This is a genomic window from Rhodococcus sp. MurmanLake-1, from assembly GCF_056945715.1.
Window position 1 is genome coordinate 1 of sequence record NZ_JBWZNF010000005.1, and the last position, 20,889, is coordinate 20,889.

The following is a 20,889-nucleotide window of genomic DNA, read 5'->3' on the forward strand; positions in this document are numbered from 1 at the left end:
GAGGTCGGACCCGGAGAGGTCTTTCAACGATCCGAGGAGTCGACCCATCGGGGTACGAGCTCCCGCAACAATCACAGTGGTCGTGTCGGTCATGCCAGTTCAACTTTCAGTTCGGTGCCGGTCGCGGCAACAACGTCTTCGACGCTGACATCGGGGGCCAGTTCACGCAGGACGAGTGGGCCTTCGTCGCTCACATCGATGACGGCTAGGTTGGTGATGATCCGATTCACCACGCCCTGGCCGGTCAGGGGCAGGGTGCATGCGTCGACGATCTTGGGGTTGCCGTCGCGGTCGTTGTGCTCCATGACGACGATGACACGCCGGGCACCGTGGACGAGGTCCATTGCGCCGCCCATTCCCTTGACCATCTTGCCGGGGACCATCCAGTTTGCGAGGTCACCCGTCTTCGACACCTGCATGCCGCCGAGAACGGCGGTGTCGATGTGGCCGCCGCGGATCATCCCGAACGAGAGGGCCGAATCAAAATATGCCGCACCGGGATTGACGGTCACGGTCTCCTTGCCGGCGTTGATGAGGTCAGGATCGACGTTGTCCTCGGCGGGATACGGTCCGGTACCGAGAATTCCGTTCTCCGAGTGCAGGACCACACGAACGTCCGAGCCCAGGTATCCGGGAATCAGTGTGGGAAGACCGATTCCGAGATTGACGTACTCGCCGTCGATCATCTCTGCAGCCGCCCGCGCTGCCATCTGCTGGCGCGTCCAACCCGTCACTGTCACTGGTGCGGTCATCGTGAGGTTCCTTCCGAAGCGCTGACGGTTCGCTTTTCGATTCGCTTGTTCTGAGGGCCGGTGTGCACAATTCTCTGCACGAAGACTCCGGGCAGGTGTACCGATGCCGGGTCGATTTCACCGGGCTCGACCAGACGTTCCACCTGAGCAATGGTGACCCGTCCCGCCATCGCGGCGAGCGGGTTGAAGTTCATCGCGGTCTTGTCGAACACGAGGTTGCCGTCGGTGTCACCGAGAACAGCGTGCACGAGTGCGTAGTCGGCGTTGATCGCCTCTTCCATCACGTAACGCTTGGTTCCGAAGACGCGAGTCTCCTTCGGAGGCGATGCAATAGCGATCGAGCCGTCGGCGTCGTAGCGCCAGGGCATTCCGCCGTCGGAGATGGGGCTACCCACTCCGGCCGGTGTGAAGAATGCGGGGATTCCGGTTCCGCCGGCGCGCAGACGCTCGGCGAGCGTGCCCTGCGGTGTCAGTTCCACTTCGAGTTCGCCGGCCAGGTACTGCCGGGCGAACTCCTTGTTCTCACCGACGTACGACGCTGTCACCCGTCGGATACGTCCGGCGCTCAGCAAGATTCCGAGACCGTGATCGTCGACGCCGCAGTTGTTGGAGAACACCTCGAGGTCGGTTGCACTCGTTGCTGCGATCGCGTCGATCAATACGTCGGGGATGCCGCACAAACCGAATCCGCCGACGGCCAGCGTTGCTCCGTCGACGATGTCGGCGACCGCGTCCGCCGCGGACTCGTACACCTTTGCTGTCATGTTTTCTCCCTGCCAGGCGTTCATTGAGTAGACACTCACTCACTTCGCTATCCAGTGAACTATCTCCAGTTCACAGGTTCAAGGGATCTTGAATATCAAGACAGAACTGATCGACTGCTGACCATCTGAAGAAAATTCGTTCACTGAATGGACGCTAGGATGAACTCATGCCTACTCACGAGCAATCACCGGCCATGGTCGCGCGGGTGGCGGCACTTCTGCGAGCCCTCGGCGCCTCTGAGCCAACGGGCATTTCCACCACTGAATTGGGCAAGGTCACCGGCCTCGCTCGGCCCACCGCGCACCGACTGCTCACGTCTTTGGCTGCCGAAGGACTGGTCGACCGTGACGCACGAACCGGTCGGTGGTCTCTCGGCCCGGAGTTGTACCTCCTGGGCGCCGCGGCCGGAAATCGGTACGACATCACCGACCGCGCTCGCGACATCGTCGACGACCTCGCCCGGGTCACGGGGGAGAGTGCATTCCTCTCGGCACGTCGCGGCGACGAGACCGTCTGCATCTTGAGTCAGGAAGGCAGTTTTCCGCTGCGATCTCACGTGCTGCACGAGGGGAAGCGATTCCCGTTGGGGGTCGCGTCGGCGGGGCTTGCCATCTTGAGTCACCTACCGACGCGGGACGTCGACGACTATTTCGCCCGAGTGAATCTGGAGTCGGAATGGGGTGAGATCCACAGTGAGGCATCAATCCGCGAGCGAATCGAGTCGACGCGTGTCACCGGCTATGCCGTCAATCCAGCCCTCATCGTCGAGGGAAGCTGGGGGATGGGTGCCGCGGTGTTCGACCGCAACGGGCGCCCGGACTGGGCGCTGAGCCTGACCGGAGTGGAAACCCGCTTTCGGCCCGCGCGTCATGCCGAGTTGGGAACGCTACTTCTCGAATACGCTCATACGCTGTCGAACCGACTGAAAACGCATGCAGTGGTCTAACTTTCGGGTACCGGTTCGTGCGCAGTAGTAGTTTTTGCCTTCGTGCGTACGTGCGCCTTTTCGCCCTGCGGGCCGAACAGATGCAAGATCTCCACGACCTGTTCATCGGCGGGCCCGAACCAATGGGGCTCGGCGGTGTCGAACTCCGCGACTTCACCGGGGTGCAGGACAACCTCGTTCGTACCCAGAATGAGACGCAGATCCCCGGCGAGGACGTAGAGCCATTCGTAGCCGGCGTGGGTGACGAGCTTCGGTGGACGTGGACCGATCACCTGTTTGAACACCTGCACGCGTCCGGGATAGCGCGTCAACGGAACGACGGCACTGCCGTTCTTGCGTCGGCTCGGGGTGAGATGGACCCGAGGATCGCCCGTGGCGGGAGCGCCGACGAGTTGGTCCAGCGCGACCCGGTGAGCACGCGCGAGCGGTAACAGCAGATCGAGGGTGGGACGACGCTTACCCGATTCGAGTCGCGACAATGCGCTGACGGAGATGCCGGTGGCGTCGGACAGGGCCTCGAGGGTCAAATCGCGATCCCGACGAAGTGTGCGCAGTCTCGGTCCGATATCGGTAAGCAACTGCTCGAGTTCGGCGTCCATGCGCTCATCTTTGCAGTTTCTGCAAATTTCTTACCGGCTTCGCGGGCCGGGTTGCGACGATCCTTTCGACTGGCGAGCACGGCAGAACACTTCGAGAGATGGAGTCCGAGATGAAACCTTCGAGCGGGATCGACGAACCGCAAGTGATCGGACTTGACGCACGCCGCCGGTGGGGCATTCTGGCCATCTGCTGCACGAGCTTGTTCGTCGTCGGGTTGGACACGACCATCGTCAACGTCGCTCTCCCCGCGATCGGGGAGGGATTCGGTGTCGGAACCGTTGGTCTCGAATGGATCGTCAACGCGTACACACTCGTCTTGGCGAGCTTGCTGATCTCGTCCGGCGCCCTGGCCGACAGGTTTGGTAGAAGGCGGATCTTCCAGATCGGACTGGTCGTTTTCGGGGTGGCGTCGATCGTCTGCGCGCTGGCCCCGTCGGTGGGAGTTCTGATTGCGGCGAGGATCGCGCAGGGAGTCGGTGGGTCGATGCTCAGTCCGGTGGCCCTGGCGATCGTCGTCAACGTGATGACAGACCCGAAGGAGCGAGCCAAGGCGATCGGCGTGTGGGCTGCGGTCTTCGGTCTGAGCATGGCAGCAGGACCGATAGTCGGCGGAGTCCTCATCGAGAGCTTCGGCTGGAGATCCGTTTTCTGGATCAATGTGCCCGTCATCGCAGTCGTTCTCGTGCTGACCGCGGTGTTCGTACCGCAGTCCCGGGCTGAACAACCTCGACGTCTCGACTTACCGGGGCAGGTGCTTCTGATGGTCGTCGTGGGCGGATCCGTGGCTCTGCTCATCGAAGGCCCACGAATCGGGTGGCTGGCCTCCGGTGCAATCGCGGGTTACGTCGCCGTCGCTGCCGCGCTGGCAGCGTTCGTCCGCGTCGAATCGAGAAAGAGCGAGCCGCTCATGGACCCCTCGCTGTTTCGGCACCGGCCGTTCACCGCGGCAGTCCTCGGCGCGATCGTGGTGTTCGTGGCTCTCAACGCGACGCTGCTTCTGGGCACCTTCTACCTTCAACAGGCGCGTGAAATGACTCCCGCCGCCGCGGGCGCGATGACACTACCGATGGCAGTCGCGGCAACCATCTGTGCGCCGTTGTCGGGGATTCTCGTCGGGCGCTTCGGTGCACGATTGCCGTTGCTGATCGCCGGAAGCTTCACCGCGCTCGGCGGACTGTGCCTGGTCTCTCTCGACAACAGCACAGGCACTTCGACGTTGCTCGTCGCGTACCTGTTCCTCGGTATCGGCTTCGGTTTCTCGAATGCTCCGATCACCAACACCGCCGTCAACGGACTACCGAGATCGCAGGCAGGCCTTGCCGGCGGGATCACCTCCAGTGCAAGGCAGTTCGGCGCTGCTCTCGGTGTGGCGCTGGCCGGCGGCATGATCGCAGGCAGCGCACAATCAGACATCGCCGAGGCATCGAGAGCGGGTTGGATCCTTGTTGTCGCCTGTGGGCTCGTGGTTCTTGTCATCGCCCTGGCGTCGGGAGGTTCCGAGAAGACGAAGGGGTGAGGAGCGTGAGTTCACCCTGCGCGGGTGATTCCAACGCCGCTGCCGCCGGATAGAGATTATGGGGTATCTGATCGTCGTATCCGAGCGGGGAGAGCCATGTGCCAGACACCTAAGGACGCAACACCGGCCACCGTGGCGGTGAACCGCGAAGCGGTCACGCGGTACGCCATGGATGACCGGCAAGATTTTGTCGACGCGGATCGTGGCTTGATCGCACCGTTGCCTGGCAATGTTCTCGGCGACGACGGGCATGTGGTCTTCGACCCCGAGGCATTGGCGTACATCGGTGACGACGTTCCGGCGCCGGACACCGTCAATCCCAGTTTGTGGCGCCAGAGTCAGGTCATTCGCCGGGGTGGGCTCTACCAGGTGACGGATCGCCTCTACCAGGTGAGAAACAACGACATCGCAAACCTGACGGTCGTCGAGGGTGATGAAGGCCTGATCATCATCGACTGCATGGCGGGAGTCGAATCAGCGCGCCAGGGCATGAAGATGATTCGCGAGCACGTCAGCGACAAGCCGGTTGCAGCGATCATCTACACGCACACCCATATCGACCACTACGGCGGAGTCAAAGGCATCATCGACGTCGAGGACGTTGCGTCGGGAAAGGTGCCGATCATCGCGCCGGGCACGATCGCATCGTTCGACAAGTTCGCAATCGGCGAGAATGTTGTCGCCGGCAATGCCATGGCGAGGCGGTCGTTCTATGCCTTCGGCGGATTGCTCGACCTCGGTCCGAAAGGGGCGGTCTCGTGCGGGATCGGCGTGCTCAGCACCAAAGGCCCTCAGATCTCGTATATTTCCCCCACCGACGGCATCACCGAAACCGGAACGAAGCGAGAAATTGCGGGTCTGGAGTTCGAATTCCTCTATGCACCCGATACCGAGGCTCCGGAGGAGATGCACATCTGGATCCCCGAACTCGCCGCACTGACGTGTGCGGAGAACGCAAATCATTCACTCCACAACATCCAGACCCTGCGCGGTGCGCGTACCCGCGATGCCCGTAATTTCGCGCGATACCTGGACGAGACTTTGGAACGGTGGGGCGACGACGCGGCGGTTCACTACGGACCGCACACCTGGCCGGTGTGGGGCAACGAGAACCTCGTTGGCTTCATCGAATCACAAAGGGATACCTACAAATACATTCACGACCAGGCGCTCCGGCTGGCGAACAAGGGATACACGCCGCTCGAAGCTGCCGAGGTGATCGAGCTACCCGAGGAACTCGGCCGCAAGTGGCACAACCGCGGTTACCACGGAACTTTGCATCATGACGTGCGTGCCGTGTACACCAAGGAATTGGGAATGTGGGACGGCGATCCGGTGACGCTTCATCCACATCCACCGGTCGAGTCGGCGAAGAGGTTCGTCGATCTCCTTGGGGCGCAGAAGATCCTGGATGAGGGTAAGCGAGCATTCGACGCCGCAGACTACCGGTGGGCGGCAGAGATCCTGCACAAGTTGGTGTTCGCTCAACCGGAGAACACCGAGGCGAAGAACCTTCAGGCTGACGTCTACGAGCAGATGGGGTATCAAGCCGAGGGACCTCAGTGGCGAGGTATCTACCTTTCGGCAGCGTTGGAATTGCGTGAGGGCTCGCAACCCCCGCCGTACATCACTGCGAGCGAAGACAGCGTCCTCGCGATGCCCATCGATATCTTGTTCGACTTCGTAGCAGTGCATCTCATCGGAGACAAGGCAACTGACGTCGACCTCCACATCGATTTCGTGTTCACCGATCACGACGACGAGACCTGGACGGCCTGGGTCAGGCGCGGCGTCCTCAATGCCCGCCGGGGAGCGGCGTCGAACACGCAACTGACGGTGTCCGGGCCGAAAGCTGCACTGATCGGCGCACTTCTGCAACCGGGCGCGGCTGCGGAACTTGCCAAAGCCGGGAAGATTTCGCTCACCGGAGACGAATCGGCGCTGGAGACATTGGGAGGGCTGCTGGATACCTTCGATCCCAGTTTCAATATCGTCACGCCGTGAGGAAGGGATAGTTTTCGATGTGTACACGCTTGGTCTACTTGGGGCCCAACGACACTGTGATCACTGCTCGATCGATGGATTGGAAGGTCGATCTCGGAACCAATCTCTGGGCATTTCCGCGGGGCATGACGCGAGAGGGTTGCGCGGGTCCGAACTCGATTCAGTGGACGTCGAAATACGGAAGTGTTGTCGCAACGGCCTACGACATGTGCACAACCGATGGGGTCAACGAGGCAGGACTGTCTGCAAATCTCTTGTGGTTGGTCGAGTCCGAGTACCCGGCATACGACGGCTCGACTCCGGGTCTGTCCATCGCAGCGTGGGCGCAGTATGTTCTGGATTGTTTTGCGACAGTTCAGGAAGCAGTCGAGGTGTTGGCAGCGGAACCGTTCACCGTCGTGACTGCTGCTGTTCCCGGTGAAGACCGTCTCGCTACCCTTCACATGTCACTCTCGGACGCCAGGGGAGACAGTGCGATCATCGAATACGTCGGTGGACGCGCGACTATTCATCACAGCCGTGAGTACCAGGTGATGACAAATTCTCCGATCTTCGATCAGCAACTCGCGGTCAACGAGTACTGGAAGCAGATCAACGGGACTGTGATGCTGCCCGGAACGAACCGTGCCGCTGACAGATTCGCCCGCGCGTCGTTCTACGTGGATGCGATACCGCAGACGGACGATCCGCGGTCCGCGTTGGCGTCGACGTTCAGTGTCATTCGCAATGTCTCGGTGCCGCTGGGTATTTCGACTCCAGACGAGCCCAACATCTCGTCGACCCGCTGGCGTACGGTGGTCGATCACAAACGCGCGCTCTATTTCTTCGAGTCTGCGATGACCCCGAATACGTTCTGGGTGGATGTGGCGTCGATGGATCTCGGGGAGGGGACGCCCGTCCGCAAGCTCGGGCTGGGCCCGAACGAGAGCACGGTCTACTCCGGAGACTCCACCGACCAGTTCGAACGGGCGGAGGCATTCACGTTCGCAGGAGCGTAGGGATTCGGGGACCCGCGAAAACCTAATTGTGAAACTTCTTGACATTTCTACTCCGTTCAGATGAAACTTTGTTGCATATTCGGGTTTCGTCAACGGAGGACGGCATGGGCATCACAGTGCAGACACGGAACGATGGTGCGCAGCTCAAACGGCGCAGGGCGCTCGTCGCCGGCTCCGTCGGAAATTTCATCGAGTGGTACGAGTTCGGTGTGTACGGGTTCTTCGCGACGATCATCGCGTCGAACTTCTTCAGCGCCGACGGCTCCGGCGACCTCGAAAGCCTGATCAAGACCTACGCGTCGTTTGCGCTGGCCTTCTTCTTCCGCCCAGTGGGGGCCGCGCTGTTCGGCCGACTCGGTGACCGCATCGGCCGACGCCCCACCTTGGTGATCGTTCTTCTGCTGATGTCGGGTGCGACGACCCTGATCGGTGTGCTCCCCACCTACGAGAGCGTCGGAATTCTGGCACCGCTGCTCTTGACGGTTCTTCGGATCCTCCAGGGACTGTCGGCCGGAGGCGAGTTCGGCGGCGCGGTGTCGGTGATGACCGAGTTTGCGCCCCCGGGACGACGCGGACTGTACGGGTCGTGGCAGTCGTTCACGGTCGCGCTCGGATTGCTCGCCGGTGCCGGAATCGCGGCGCTCCTCGCGACAGTTCTCGACTCCGGTCAGCTCAACGACTGGGGCTGGCGCATCCCGTTCCTCCTTGCACTTCCGATGGGCCTGGTCGCCCTGTGGCTCAGGCTCCGACTCGAAGAAACGCCGTCGTTCGAGCGTGCCCGCGCAGTCCAGTCCGAACCGACAGTTGATGCGGCGACGCCGATAGTGCAGCCGACCGTCGGCGAGACCGCCAGGGCGATCCTGCTCGGCATCGGTCGGTTGATGGGTTGGTCTGCGGCGGGTTACACGTTCCTCGTCGTGATGCCGACTTATCTTCAGAGTTCACTCAACGCGACATTCCATCAGGCACTGGTTGCTTCGGTACTTGCCAATGCCGGCTTCGCAGTGACGATTCCGCTTGCGGGCGGGCTCAGTGATCGCATCGGGAGACGCGCGGTCATGCTCACCGGCACCGTTTTGATCTTGGTCCTTGCGTTGCCGCTGCTCAACGTCCTGCAGAATGAGCAGACGTCTCTGACCGCCAAGGGATTTGCAGTGTTTGCCGCCGGCGCCGCAGTGGGACTTGTCGCCGGACCCGGACCCGCCATGCTCTCCGAGATGTTCCCCACCTCGGTCCGGTACACCGGATTGGGACTCGCATACTCCCTGTCCAACGCGGTCTTTTCGGGCTGCGCCGGTCTGATAATCACGTGGCTGATCAAGGAAACTTCCAATCTCGATATTCCGGCCTACTTCGTGATGGCAACGTGCGCCGTCAGCGCGATCGCTTTGAGTACCTTGCGAGGAAATGCCCACAAGCGGGCACTCGTCGACTGACCGCAGCTTGCCCGAATGCCGAAACGATCCGAGTAAGGGAAATTTCATGAGAGTCATCGGCCTGATGTCCGGTACTTCGTACGACGCTATCGATGCTGCCGCAGCAGATATCCGGATCGACGGGGACACTCTTGTGCTGACCCCACTGGGGATGGTCAGCGAACCATACTCCGGTGAGTTGCGGGCAGCGGTGGCCGCTGCGGTACCGCCTGCGTCCACCACTGTCGGTCAGATCTGCCAACTCGACACCGAGATCGGGCAGGCATTCGCGGCCGTGGCTGCGCGGGCGAACGCGGAACTGTGTGGCGGCAGTGCGGAATTGATCTCCTCACATGGGCAGACGATGTTTCACTGGGTCGAAGGAGCGCAAGTAAAGGGCACTCTCCAACTCGGGCAGCCGGCCTGGATAGCCGAGAAGACCGGATGCACCGTCGTGTCGGACCTGCGCTCTCGCGACGTGGCGACGGGTGGTCAGGGTGCACCATTGGTCAGCGCGTTCGACGTATTGTGGCTCAACGGAAGAACTTCGGGTTCCGTCGCGCTCAATCTCGGTGGCATCGCGAACGTCACTGCTCCGGGTGGCGGCGGTACGACGGCAGATGGTCCCGCAGTACCGATTGCCTTCGACACCGGCCCGGCAAATGCGCTGATCGACGCGGCGGTAAGCGAATTCACTGCGGGGGAGCAGTGGTTCGACCTCGGTGGCGCTCTGGGTGCAGCCGGCACGCCGAACGTCGATCTGCTCGCACATCTACTGAGCGAACCGTATTACACGCAGCCCGCTCCCAAGAGCACGGGCAAAGAATTGTTTCATCGGGACTATCTGCTCGCCGCTCTGCGGGGCTACGAGTCGTTGTCTCTGGCAGACATCGTCGCGACTCTGACTGCACTTACGGCCCGGACCGTCGCCGATTCCGTCAAAGCACTCGCGGCCACCGAAGTGGTGGTGTCAGGTGGTGGCACCAAGAATCCGACGTTGATGGCGATGCTCCGTGACGAACTGGGCGACATCGCGCTTGTCTCTTCGGACGAACTCGGAGTCACCTCCGACATCAAGGAAGCATTGGCTTTCGCGGTTCTCGGCTTCCTCACCGCACACGGATTGCCCGGCAGTATTGCGTCGTGCACCGGTGCGCGTCACGCCAGTGTGCTCGGATCTTTGACGCCAGGAAGCCGTGGGCTGCCTAGAATCACATCGGTGCCGTCAGCTCCGAAAACGATGCGAATCGAGGCGTTATGACTTTGGACCGGAGTGCTCCGGCGTCCGTCGACCTGCTTGCTCGTATTCGCGCATCACTGAGCAGCCTCTCACCTGCCGAGCTGCGGATCGCCGAAATCATCGAAGCCGACCCCAGCCTGGCGTCCACACTGACGGTCAACGATCTTGCCGAACGAGCGTCGACAAGCACGGCGACAGTGGTCCGCACAGCCAAAAGGCTCGGTTTCGAGGGGTATCCCCAGCTTCGTCTGGCATTGGCGGCCATCAGCGGTTCCGCGTCAAGTGATTCGATTCCACTCGGTGTGGACATCGTTGCCGCCGACTCTGCCAGTGAAGTCATGGCCAAACTCGCCGAGTTCGAATCCGAACAACTCAAGGGCACAGCACAATTGACTGACCCTGTTGCACTCGAAGAAGTGGTGTCGCGGATTCGATCCGCCCGCCGGGTCGAGGTGTACGGCATCGGCGCGTCAGGCATCGTCGCGCAAGACCTCACGTTGAAGCTCTCGCGTATCGACGTCAACTGCCGGGTTCATCTCGACCGAGACGCGGCGATGGTCAGCGCCAGTTTGCTCGGACCGGACGACATAGCAGTTGGAATCTCGCATTCCGGCGAGACTTCTGATGTGGTCGAACCGCTTGCCCTTGCCCGTCGTACCGGGGCGTCGACGGCCGCGATCACCGGCGGGGCGCGGTCGACGCTCGCTGTGCAGTCACACCACGTTCTACTCACTGCCGGTAGAGAATTCGGTTTCCGGTCGGCAGCAATGGCAAGCCGCACCGGCCAGCTGTTGGTAGTCGACACAATTTTTGCGATGGTCGCGCACTCGCTGCCGAGCGCCCTGTCTGCGCTGCAACGCAGTCATGATGCCATTGCTTCGAAGCGTCACTGACGAGGAGTCGTCGCTGTGATTACTGACGAGGAGTCGTCGTAGTGAAATTTGATCGAGGAGGACTCGCCACAATGCAATTGGACATGCTGTCTACCGAGAGACCGAACCCTCTCACCCGCGATCTCGACGTCATGTCGGTGTCGGATCTGCTGACGGTGATGAACCAGCAGGACGCAATCGTGGCCGACGCGGTCGCGGCGGTGTTACCGGCCATCGAAGCCGCAGTCGATTCGATCGTCACCGCTCGGGCACAAGGTGGTCGGCTGATCTACCTGGGAGCTGGGACCAGTGGGCGTCTGGGAGTGCTCGACGCGGTGGAATGCCCTCCGACTTTCGGGACCGATCCAGGCGAGGTGATCGGAATCATCGCCGGTGGCCCGGGAGCGTTTCTGAACGCCGTCGAGGGAGCAGAGGACGATCCGCGAGCGGCTGGGGCCGACCTCGACGCAATCTCGTTGAACGCCACGGACGTCGTGGTGGGTCTGGCGGCGAGTGGTCGTACTCCCTATGTCATCGGGGGACTTGATCATGCCCGCGCACTCGGCGCCGCAACAGTGGCAGTCTCGTGCAACCGAAATGCGGCAATGAGTTCGCACGCCGGAGTGGCCATCGAAGTGGAGACCGGCCCCGAGATCCTCACCGGATCGACGAGGCTCAAGGCCGGGACTGCACAGAAGATGGTGTGCAACATGCTTTCGACGGCAAGCATGGTCCGTTCCGGCAAGGCGTTTCACAACCTGATGGTCGACCTTCGGCCTACCAACGCCAAACTGGTCGATCGTGCAAACCGGATCGTCGCGGCAGCCACCGGAGTGGATACCGAGATCGCTTCGGAGACCATCGAGAATGCCGACGGTCATGTGAAGGCAGCGGTCGTCATGTTGTTGGCCGAATGCGACTTCGCCGAAGCATCCGAATTGTTGGATCGCGCTTCGGGTTCCGTACGCGAGGCCATCGTCGGAGCCGGCAAGAGCAGAGAGGAAGCCTGAATGGAAATCGTCATAGTTCCCAGTCCGGAAGACGGCGGGCGAATCGCTGCCGACATCGTTTGCGGCGCAATCGAAAACGGAGCCCGGACGCTCGGCCTCGCGACGGGATCGTCACCGCTGCACACGTATCGGGAGCTGATCAAGCGGCATCGAGAATCGGGAGTGTCGTTCGCGGCGATGAGCGCGTATCTTCTCGACGAGTACGTAGGTCTCACGCCCGATCAGCCGCAGTCCTACGCGCACACCATCCGCACGGAACTCGTCGATCACCTCGACATCGACAATGCGCGAGTGTTCAGCCCCGATGGCGGAGCCGCCGATCCCAGTGAAGCTGCACGGCGTTACGACGCTGCCATCGTCGACAACGGTCCCATCGACGTGCAGATTCTCGGCATCGGTCTCAACGGGCACATCGGCTTCAACGAGCCGTCCTCCTCACTCACATCGCGTACCCGAGTGAAGACCTTGACCGAAAGGACCCGCGCCGACAACGCGCGGTTCTTCGCAGACCCAGCCGATGTGCCGCATCACGTGATCACGCAGGGTCTCGGAACCATCAGTGATGCAAAGCATCTTGTGCTGATTGCGGAGGGGGCGCGCAAAGCCCCCGCGGTCCGGGCTGCGATTGAAGGTCCGGTGTCGGCGTTCTGCCCGGCATCGGTACTTCAGTTGCATCCGCACGTGACAGTCGTCGTCGACGAGGCAGCGGCCGGTGAACTCCAACTGGCGGACTTCTACCGCTACACAACCGAGCACAAGCCGGCCGAGCAGGGCTACTGAAAAGCGGGTTACTGAAAAGCGGGCTACTGAAAAGCGGACTTGATCTCCAGCGCAGTTGAGGTCCTAGCCTCGGGGCATGATCAACGCTAGAGGTTCAGCGGTATCCCCGCCGGCGCCCCGGATTTTCTCACCACCGCTCAGGGTCGCGATCGTCGGAGCGGGGCCGGCGGGAATCCACGCTGCCGGCGCTCTCGCTGAACTGGCTCCTGGCACCAAGATAGACATGTTCGAGCGTCTACCGACGCCGTACGGACTCGTGCGCTACGGTCTCGCCCCAGGGCACGCCGAGTCCGAAAAGTTCGTCGATTCTCTACACACCGTGCTGGTCGCCAGTGACTTCCGGCTGTTCTGCAACGTAGAGATCGGAAAGGACCTTTCCGTCGAGGACCTACGTTCTTCCTACGACGCGGTGATCATTGCAACCGGTGCGCCGCGGGATGCACTACTCGACATTCCAGGCGTCGAGCTTCCCGGTTCATTCGGGGCCGCCGATTTTGTCGGTTGGTACAACGATCACCCCGACGCCCCCCAACATTGGCCCCTGCACGCCGAGTCGGTGGCAGTGATCGGCGGCGGCAACGTCGCGCTCGATGTCACGCGGATGCTCCTCGCCGAGGCGCAACCGCTGCAGGCCACGGACGTCTCCGACGAAGTTCGGGAAGGGATCGCCGGCAGTCGCGTTCGTGAAGTACACATCTTTGTCCGGCGCGGACCCGCCGACGCTCGATTCTCCCCGAACGAGTTGCGCGCTCTCGGTGAACTACCCGGCGTAGATGTTGTCGTCGATGCTGCCGATGTCGCGCCGGACCGGCATATCGAGCGGATGACAAAACAGTTGGTGCACGCCCGACTGGCAGTCGAGACACTCCGTGGTTTCGCGGACACTGCACCTGCCGACCGAACTGCCCAGCGTCGAGTTCACCTGCACTTCTACCGACAGCCCGTGGAGATTCTCGGTAACGGGAAAGTCGAGGCACTCCGCGTCGAACGGACTGACCCCGACGGCTACGGTCACGTCACCGCCTCGGGTGTCTGTACCGACTATCCGGTTCAAGCTGTGTACCGGGCAATCGGATTTCTCGGCACGCCACTTGCCGGGGTGCCCTTCGATCACGGGCGCGGCATAGTTTCGCACCGGAGCGGCTCGGTGGTCGACGAGAGCGGTCTACCGATCGCGGGCTTGTTCGTGACCGGTTGGATGAAGCGCGGTGCCGCGGGGCTGATCGGTGCGGCGCGGCCAGACGCTCGCCAAACAGTCGAAACGATGCTGCGCCAACTTGATTCGTTCGGCGGGCGTCGGGTAGATCGCAGCCGGATCGAAGAGGTCCTCGCGGCCGGCAATCTGTTGCCCGTCGATTGGGAAGGATGGCTTCGTATCGACGCCGCCGAGAAGGACCTCGGTGTCGAGCACGGACGTCCACGCGTCAAGATCGGTGACCGCGAAGAACTCCTTCGTATCGGCACGAAGTCGGCAGTTCACGCCGAATAGATTCGCTGGGGTCAGAGGTACCGCCGGGGTTACGCTGAAATGAGTCGCCTCGATTCATCGTGCTCGAGGTGCGGAGCAGAACTCATGAATGAACGTGGTGCGCAGGCCAGTGACGCGACAGTCGCGAGCGGGCCCCTGACCGAACGGGGCACCGTCACCGAGTTGCGCCTGTCCGCACTGCCGGTAGTGCGCGGCGAATCGAACGATGCGGACGGTCTCGGGCGCCTGGTCGGGGACTGGGAGGCGGGACGAACCCCGTCCGACCTGAGTGAATATCTGCCCGATCCAGCCAAGATTCGTCGGGGCGCGCTGATCGAACTGGTCGGAATCGACATGGAGTACCGCTGGCTGAAGAATGACGGTCCGAAACGACTCACGGAGTATTGCGCCGAGTACCCGGAATTGCTCGAAGAGCCACTACCGGCCGAGCTTCTGTACGAGGAGTTCCGGCTGCGGAAGCAGGGCGGGGAGGACGTCGTAGCGGCCGAGTACCTCAGCGAGTTCCCTTTGCAGGCAGAGGGTTTCGAGCGGTTGTTCGACCGTGATTCGATGGCCGGCCGCGAAGACGTGATGATGTTGGGGCTCTCGGGTTTCGACGAGTTCGAGATCGGGCAGCGCCTCGATGATTTCGAACTGGTGTTGGAACTCGGGCACGGTGCATTCGCCCGAGTGTTCCTGGCACGGCAACTGTCGATGCAGCGGTGGGTTGCGTTGAAAATCTCGCGCAACGTCGGGGTCGAGCCGCAGACTCTCGCCCAACTCGACCATCCCAACATCGTTCGTGTCTTCGATCAACGGCTGCTCGAGGAACGCGCACTGCGAGTTCTGTTCATGGAATACGTGCCAGGCGGGACCTTGCTCGACGTGGTCAAACTTGTCCGCGTGACACCGCAGGCTCAGCGGTCCGGACAACTACTTCTCGACGCCATCGATCAGACCCTGGCGAAGAAGGGGGAGATGAAACCGAGCGAGACGAGTTTACGTAACGAGATCGCAGCGATGTCGTGGCCGGAGACCGTGGCCTGGATGGGAATGAGACTGGCCGACGCCCTCGAGTACGCGCGTGAGCACGGCGTACTACATCGGGACATCAAGCCGGCGAACGTACTTCTCAGTGTCGAAGGCATTCCCAAACTCGCCGATTTCAACGTCAGTTCGAGCGAGGAGGTTTCGACCGAGGATGCTGCCTGCTTTGTCGGAGGCTCGCTTGCCTACATGTCTCCAGAGCAGTTGGAGGCCTGTGCCGTGGGGTCTCCCGGCACACTCGACACCCGCAGCGACATCTATGCACTCGGCGTGATGCTGTGGGAACTCCTCACCGGGAGTAGGCCTTTCACGGACGACGGCACGGGGCAGAACCCACCGTCGCCCAAGAAGGCGCTCGAGGCACGCCGGCGTGGAGTGGATCCCGCGGCCGAGGCCCGGTTACCGGACGACTGCCCGCCGGCGCTGCGCCGAGTACTGGTGAAGTCTCTTTCGCCCGAGAGAGACGGAAGGTGGTCTGGCGGACGAAAGCTTGCCCGTCAGTTCGCACTGTGTCTGGACCGGTCTGCCCGGAACCTGGTGGACCCACCGGAAGGGAGCCCGCGTTCGACGTTGTGGAAGTGGGCACTGCCGATTCTTCTGGCCGCGATCGGAATTCCGAATCTCCTGGCGGCGGGCTACAACTACTACTACAACAAGATGCTGATCATCTCGGGACTCTCGCCGCAGGCTCAGCAGCACCTCGAGCAGGTTCATCTGGTCATCGGGGTGGCCGCGTTCTCGCTCGGTGCCGCGGCGATCCTGTATTGGTGCCGGCTTGCGCTCACTGTGCCTCACGGACTGCGTCACGGTCAGACGTACAACGCGGAGGTCTTGAACAAAGCGCGTACCGCGACGCTGAACGTCGGACACCGCGCGGTGGTGATCGCATTCGGTCTGTGGGTCCTGGCCGGTATCGCATATCCAGTTGCGTTGCAGATTGCCGCCGGAGGTATTCCGCAACGAGCATACGTGCACCTGATGTCGTCGCTGGCAGTGTGCGGCGCCGTCGCAGTCGCGTATCCGTTCTTCATCCTGACGTACTACTCGGTTCGATGTCTGTATCCGATCTTGTTGTCACACGGCGAGTTACGAAGCGACGACGGACGCGATATTCGCTCGTTGGGTCGGAGCAGCACGCGTTACCTCGCAGTCGCGGCGTCGGTTCCACTGGTGGGAATCGCGGGACTCAGTTTTGTCGGTTCCGGGGCAGGGGAGGAACTCAACGCAACCGTCCGTGCGCTGTGTCTGGGCGGGATCGCGGGCTTCATCGTTGTGTATCAACTGTTTCGACGGATCGAAAGTGATCTCCGAGCACTGCTGCGCGTTGTGTCTCTCGAGGTGTCGGCGTCTCCGTAATTGCCTGACAACCGCACCCGGGTTGGCCTATTTGGCAGTGCTCTTGCGCGGTCGGCTGCGACGAACTGCTTTGGTGGGCGGCGGAGACTTCTCTTCTGATTCTTCCTGAGGGTCGTCGCGCCAGTGAATCTCGATTTCTATCTCGACCTCGTTGCCGTCGACTTCGATCTCGAGTTCCCACCGAACCTGTTCCGGAACACTGATTTCGATCGAGTCCCCACCCGACCCCAGTTCCACTTCCGATCCACTGGCGAGGGCCTGGCCGAGGGCGATGAGTCGGTCGGCGACTTCCTGCCGTGAGAGTTGTGACTTCCTCTTGATCTCCAATTTGGGCACGATCACTCCTGACCTCGGCGGATTCTCCCCTTCACCGTAGTTGGAACAAACGGAAGATTGTTACCTTTGGACGATGTCGACCCGCTACCACGTCACCTCCGCCTTGAACCGTGCGTCGATCCAGCGGTATGGATTGGACTGGCGCCGAATGGGCTCAGCTCGCGGAATCGCAGGAAGTCTACGAGCAGAGCAGGAGGGATGCTTCCTCGCCAGCGACGAGGGCGAACGGGACTGGTTTGTCAGAATGAACAACACCGGCGGCGCGGTTGACGTATGGGAAGTCGACGGTATCGACGCTGCATCTCTTGTTCAGTCGCCGGAGGGGCACTACTACTTCCCCGGCGTCATCGCCGCCGCTGAACTGCGACTGGCACAACAAGACATACCCCCAGTTCATCTCCCATGATTCCCGGCCCCGTCCGTCCTGTTCGGAGCGCTGACGAATCGGTCGGCAAATCCGCGTAGGCGAGGATTTTCGCGAAAGTCTGGGTTCAGTCCAGAAGATTGCGCAATAGTGGAAAGGTGCCTTCGACGCCGGATTATGCAGCCCAACTGCGTAACGCTGAGCTTCGCGTGACTCGTCCCAGAGTCACGGTGCTCGAGGTTGTGCATGCACGCCCACACGCAGCCACCGAGACTGTCTTCGATGCTGTGCGGGCTGTTCTGCCAGGAGTGTCGCGGCAGGCGGTCTACGACGTGTTGCACGCTCTCACCGACGCCGGGCTGATCAGGCGGATCCAACCGTCCGGATCGGTGGCGCTGTACGAGTCTCGCGTCGGTGACAACCACCATCACGTCGTCTGCCGGTCCTGCGGGGTCGTTGCAGATGTCGACTGTGCAGTCGGAGAGGCACCGTGCTTGACGCCGTCGGCGCACAACGGCTTCGTCCTCGATGAAGCCGAGGTCATCTACTGGGGCCTGTGTGCCGACTGTTCGACAACTCAGAGTTGGCGATCACACCCGTGATCGAAGTCCGTTCTACTCGCTCATGGAGGGATTACCGTGTCCGATAGTTGCCCGGTTGCTCACGATGGAAACACCGCGAGCACCAGCGAAAGTGAAAACCCCGCGATCCCGTCTCCGACACCGACCGGGAATCGTCCGAGAACCAACCGGGACTGGTGGCCGAATCAGCCGGATCTCTCTGTCTTGCATGCGCATTCGTCCAAGTCGAATCCGATGGGAGCCGACTTCGATTATGCGCAGGAATTTGCCAAGCTCGACGTCGAGGCGCTCAAACGTGACGTCATCGCGCTGATGACGGCGTCGCAGGATTGGTGGCCAGCCGACTACGGACACTACGGCGGACTCTTCGTGCGTATGAGCTGGCATGCTGCCGGCACCTATCGCATCGCAGACGGCCGCGGCGGTGGCGGTCAGGGCGCTCAGCGTTTCGCCCCGCTCAACAGTTGGCCGGACAACGCCAGCCTCGACAAGGCACGTCGCCTGCTCTGGCCGGTCAAGCAGAAGTATGGAAAGCAGGTTTCCTGGGCCGACCTGCTGGTGTTCGCAGGCAACTGCGCTCTGGAGTCGATGGGGTTCAAGACCTTCGGCTTCGGCTTCGGCCGAGAAGACATCTGGGAGCCCGAGGAGATCTACTGGGGTCCTGAGGACACCTGGCTCGGCGACGAGCGCTACAGCGGAGACCGTGAGCTGTCCGGACCGCTCGGCGCAGTTCAGATGGGCCTGATCTACGTCAATCCCGAAGGACCCAACGGACAACCGGACCCGGTAGCGGCCGCCCGCGACATCCGAGAAACCTTCGCTCGCATGGCGATGAACGACGTGGAAACGGCCGCGCTGATCGCCGGCGGCCACACCTTCGGCAAGACACACGGTGCCGGTCCGGCCGACCTCGTCGGACCCGAACCGGAAGGCGCACCCGTCGAGCAACAGGGACTGGGCTGGAAGAGCGCCTTCGGTACGGGCGTGGGTAAGGACGCGATCACCAGTGGTCTCGAGGTCGTGTGGACTCCCACTCCGACGAAGTGGGACAACACTTTCCTGGAGATTCTGTACGGATACGACTGGGAGCTGACCAAGAGCCCGGCGGGTGCGTGGCAGTGGATCCCGAAGGATGGCGCGGGGGCCGGCACGATCCCGGATCCGTTCGATTCGACGGCCGGACGTACTCCGACGATGCTGACCACCGACCTCTCCCTACGCCTGGATCCGACGTACGAGAAAATCACACGGCGTTGGCTCGATCATCCCGAAGAATTCGCTGAAGAGTTCGCCAAGGCTTGGTACAAGCTCCTGCATCGCGACATGGGACCGGTCACGCGTTACCTGGGACCGTGGGTTCCCGAACCGCAGTTGTGGCAGGACCCGGTTCCCTCGGCCGATGATCAACTGATCGGGGACGCGGACATCGCGATCCTCAAGAGTCGACTTCTCGATTCCGGGCTGTCCGTCTCACAGTTGGTGTCGACCGCGTGGGCGTCGGCTGCGAGCTTCCGCAGCACTGACATGCGCGGCGGCGCCAACGGTGCTCGAATTCGCCTGGAGCCGCAGAAGAACTGGGAAGTCAACGAGCCCGCAGCCCTCTCCGCGGTGCTTCAGACCATCGAGCGAGTTCAGCAGGAATTCAACCAGGCTGGTGGAGCCAAGGTTTCACTTGCCGACCTGATCGTTCTGGGTGGTACAGCGGCAGTCGAGCAGGCCGCGAAGAACGCCGGACAAGACATCACGGTCTCGTTCACGCCGGGACGTACGGATGCAACTCAGGAGCAGACAGACGTCGACTCGTTCGAGGTACTCGAACCCCGGGCCGACGGATTCCGGAACTACCTCAAGGGAGGGGAGAAGATTCCGGCAGAGATTCTGTTGGTCGACCGCGCGTACATGCTGTCGCTGACCCCGCCCGAGGTGACAGTTCTGGTCGGCGGACTTCGCGCGCTGAACGCGAACTTCGGCAAGACCGGCCACGGGGTGTTCACCGACCGTCCCGAGACGTTGACCAACGATTTCTTCGTCAACCTTCTCGACATGGGTACCGAGTGGAAGCCGTCGAAGACGGAAGAGAACGTCTACGACGGGGTTGATCGGGCGACTGGAGATCCGAAGTACACGGCAACTGCGGTCGACCTTGTTTTCGGATCGAATTCGCAACTGCGCGCACTCTCCGAGGTGTACGCCAGCGAAGACGCGAAGCAGAAGTTCGCCGAGGACTTCGCTGCCGCCTGGACCAAGGTGATGGACCTCGACAGGTTCGACGTCAACTGATTCAGCAGATTAGCCGACGGCGCCCCGCGAGCTTTGTTCTCGCGGGGCGCCGCCGTTTCCCGCACGATAGCGTGGTCATGTGGCCGATCAATTTGCGCTGGTACCAGCGGTGTACGTGATGTTTCGTCGAAGCAACCCGGCGCAACGGCCGGAGGTGCTGTTGCAGTTGCGTGAGGGCACCGGTTTCATGGACGGATACTGGGCTCACGCTGCTGCGGGACACGTCGAACTGGGGGAGTCGGCACTCGATGCGGCTGTCAGGGAGGCCGCGGAAGAACTTGGCGTGGAGCTGCTTTCCTCGGAACTGAAGCCACTCACCGTGTTGCATCGCCGACATGCGGAAGGGGTCGACCCGGTGGATCATCGAGTGGACTTCTTCTACGAATGCCGCACGTGGTCGGGTGAACCACGCCGGATGGAGCCGTTGAAATCTGCAGATCTGCGGTGGTGGCCGGTTGACGAACTCCCGGAGAAGTTGGTCGACCACGAGCGTTTCGTGATCGAAGCCCACCACGCCGGTCAGCTCGCACCCATCCACAGTTACGGGTTCTGACCGAGC

The 20,889-nt window shown here is 61.9% G+C and carries 19 protein-coding genes; 15 read left to right on the plus strand and 4 right to left on the minus strand.

What is annotated here, in order from left to right; all coding sequences use genetic code 11:
* Nucleotides 1-89 precede the first annotated feature (89 nt).
* Complete coding sequence (locus tag AC2ETI_RS15250) at nt 90-752, minus strand: 3-oxoacid CoA-transferase subunit B (RefSeq protein WP_483634092.1); 663 nt, start codon at nt 750-752, stop codon at nt 90-92.
* The gene (locus AC2ETI_RS15255) at nt 749-1,516 is read right to left on the minus strand and encodes a CoA transferase subunit A (RefSeq protein WP_153211317.1); all 768 of its coding nucleotides are present in this window, start codon (nt 1,514-1,516) and stop codon (nt 749-751) included. Before AC2ETI_RS15255 ends, AC2ETI_RS15250 begins: the two co-directional genes overlap by 4 nt.
* Nucleotides 1,517-1,683: 167 nt before the next feature.
* Between AC2ETI_RS15255 and AC2ETI_RS15260 the strand changes: the two genes are divergently transcribed.
* Complete coding sequence (locus AC2ETI_RS15260; protein ID WP_069146093.1) at nt 1,684-2,463, plus strand: IclR family transcriptional regulator; 780 nt, start codon at nt 1,684-1,686, stop codon at nt 2,461-2,463.
* Here the strand turns inward: AC2ETI_RS15260 and AC2ETI_RS15265 are convergent.
* Nucleotides 2,460-3,062, minus strand: a complete 603-nt coding sequence (locus AC2ETI_RS15265; RefSeq protein ID WP_019747537.1) for a helix-turn-helix domain-containing protein — start codon at nt 3,060-3,062, stop codon at nt 2,460-2,462. The two genes, AC2ETI_RS15260 and AC2ETI_RS15265, sit on opposite strands and share 4 nt — an antisense overlap.
* A 110-nt stretch (nt 3,063-3,172) precedes the next feature.
* Here AC2ETI_RS15265 and AC2ETI_RS15270 point away from each other — a divergent pair, with 110 nt between their 5' ends.
* From AC2ETI_RS15270 to AC2ETI_RS15315, 10 genes are all read left to right on the plus strand, one after another.
* On the plus strand, nt 3,173-4,579 hold the full coding sequence (locus AC2ETI_RS15270; protein WP_070385427.1) for an MFS transporter: 1,407 nt from the start codon (nt 3,173-3,175) through the stop codon (nt 4,577-4,579).
* Between the two features lie 96 nt (nt 4,580-4,675).
* Nucleotides 4,676-6,583, plus strand: a complete 1,908-nt coding sequence (locus AC2ETI_RS15275) for an alkyl/aryl-sulfatase (RefSeq protein WP_046378066.1) — start codon at nt 4,676-4,678, stop codon at nt 6,581-6,583.
* A gap of 17 nt (nt 6,584-6,600) precedes the next feature.
* Nucleotides 6,601-7,581 (plus strand): linear amide C-N hydrolase, encoded by a 981-nt coding sequence (locus AC2ETI_RS15280; protein WP_019747534.1) that lies wholly within the window; start codon nt 6,601-6,603, stop codon nt 7,579-7,581.
* A gap of 104 nt (nt 7,582-7,685) precedes the next feature.
* Nucleotides 7,686-9,017: an MFS transporter gene (locus AC2ETI_RS15285; RefSeq protein ID WP_355334968.1), complete on the plus strand. Its 1,332-nt coding sequence runs from the start codon at nt 7,686-7,688 to the stop codon at nt 9,015-9,017.
* Between the two features lie 46 nt (nt 9,018-9,063).
* Nucleotides 9,064-10,257: an anhydro-N-acetylmuramic acid kinase gene (locus AC2ETI_RS15290; protein WP_020906499.1), complete on the plus strand. Its 1,194-nt coding sequence runs from the start codon at nt 9,064-9,066 to the stop codon at nt 10,255-10,257.
* A complete protein-coding gene (locus tag AC2ETI_RS15295; RefSeq protein ID WP_042950990.1) occupies nt 10,254-11,129 on the plus strand; it encodes a MurR/RpiR family transcriptional regulator in 876 nt (291 codons plus the stop codon). Before AC2ETI_RS15290 ends, AC2ETI_RS15295 begins: the two co-directional genes overlap by 4 nt.
* A gap of 71 nt (nt 11,130-11,200) precedes the next feature.
* Nucleotides 11,201-12,118, plus strand: a complete 918-nt coding sequence (gene murQ / locus AC2ETI_RS15300; RefSeq protein ID WP_070797291.1) for an N-acetylmuramic acid 6-phosphate etherase — start codon at nt 11,201-11,203, stop codon at nt 12,116-12,118.
* Nucleotides 12,119-12,898: a glucosamine-6-phosphate deaminase gene (nagB, locus tag AC2ETI_RS15305; RefSeq protein WP_020968669.1), complete on the plus strand. Its 780-nt coding sequence runs from the start codon at nt 12,119-12,121 to the stop codon at nt 12,896-12,898. It begins immediately after the preceding gene.
* Between the two features lie 76 nt (nt 12,899-12,974).
* Complete coding sequence (locus AC2ETI_RS15310) at nt 12,975-14,387, plus strand: FAD-dependent oxidoreductase (RefSeq protein ID WP_483634093.1); 1,413 nt, start codon at nt 12,975-12,977, stop codon at nt 14,385-14,387.
* A gap of 84 nt (nt 14,388-14,471) precedes the next feature.
* Complete coding sequence (locus AC2ETI_RS15315; RefSeq protein ID WP_020906502.1) at nt 14,472-16,769, plus strand: serine/threonine-protein kinase; 2,298 nt, start codon at nt 14,472-14,474, stop codon at nt 16,767-16,769.
* Between the two features lie 27 nt (nt 16,770-16,796).
* Here the strand turns inward: AC2ETI_RS15315 and AC2ETI_RS15320 are convergent, their stop codons facing one another.
* Nucleotides 16,797-17,105, minus strand: coding sequence for an amphi-Trp domain-containing protein (locus AC2ETI_RS15320; RefSeq protein ID WP_024487387.1), 309 nt, complete (start codon nt 17,103-17,105; stop codon nt 16,797-16,799).
* A 73-nt stretch (nt 17,106-17,178) separates the two neighbouring features.
* Here AC2ETI_RS15320 and AC2ETI_RS15325 point away from each other — a divergent pair, with 73 nt between their 5' ends.
* From AC2ETI_RS15325 to AC2ETI_RS15340, 4 genes are all read left to right on the plus strand, one after another.
* Entirely contained in the window at nt 17,179-17,511 is a 333-nt protein-coding gene (locus tag AC2ETI_RS15325) for a hypothetical protein (protein WP_060938297.1), read from the plus strand.
* 116 nt (nt 17,512-17,627) lie between these two features.
* Nucleotides 17,628-18,071, plus strand: a complete 444-nt coding sequence (locus AC2ETI_RS15330) for a Fur family transcriptional regulator (protein ID WP_483634094.1) — start codon at nt 17,628-17,630, stop codon at nt 18,069-18,071.
* 36 nt (nt 18,072-18,107) lie between these two features.
* Nucleotides 18,108-20,330: a catalase/peroxidase HPI gene (gene katG / locus AC2ETI_RS15335; RefSeq protein WP_047890138.1), complete on the plus strand. Its 2,223-nt coding sequence runs from the start codon at nt 18,108-18,110 to the stop codon at nt 20,328-20,330.
* A gap of 79 nt (nt 20,331-20,409) precedes the next feature.
* Nucleotides 20,410-20,883 carry an NUDIX domain-containing protein gene (locus tag AC2ETI_RS15340; protein WP_020906507.1) on the plus strand — a complete coding sequence of 158 codons (474 nt, stop codon included), beginning with the start codon at nt 20,410-20,412 and terminating at the stop codon, nt 20,881-20,883.
* Nucleotides 20,884-20,889 lie beyond the last annotated feature (6 nt).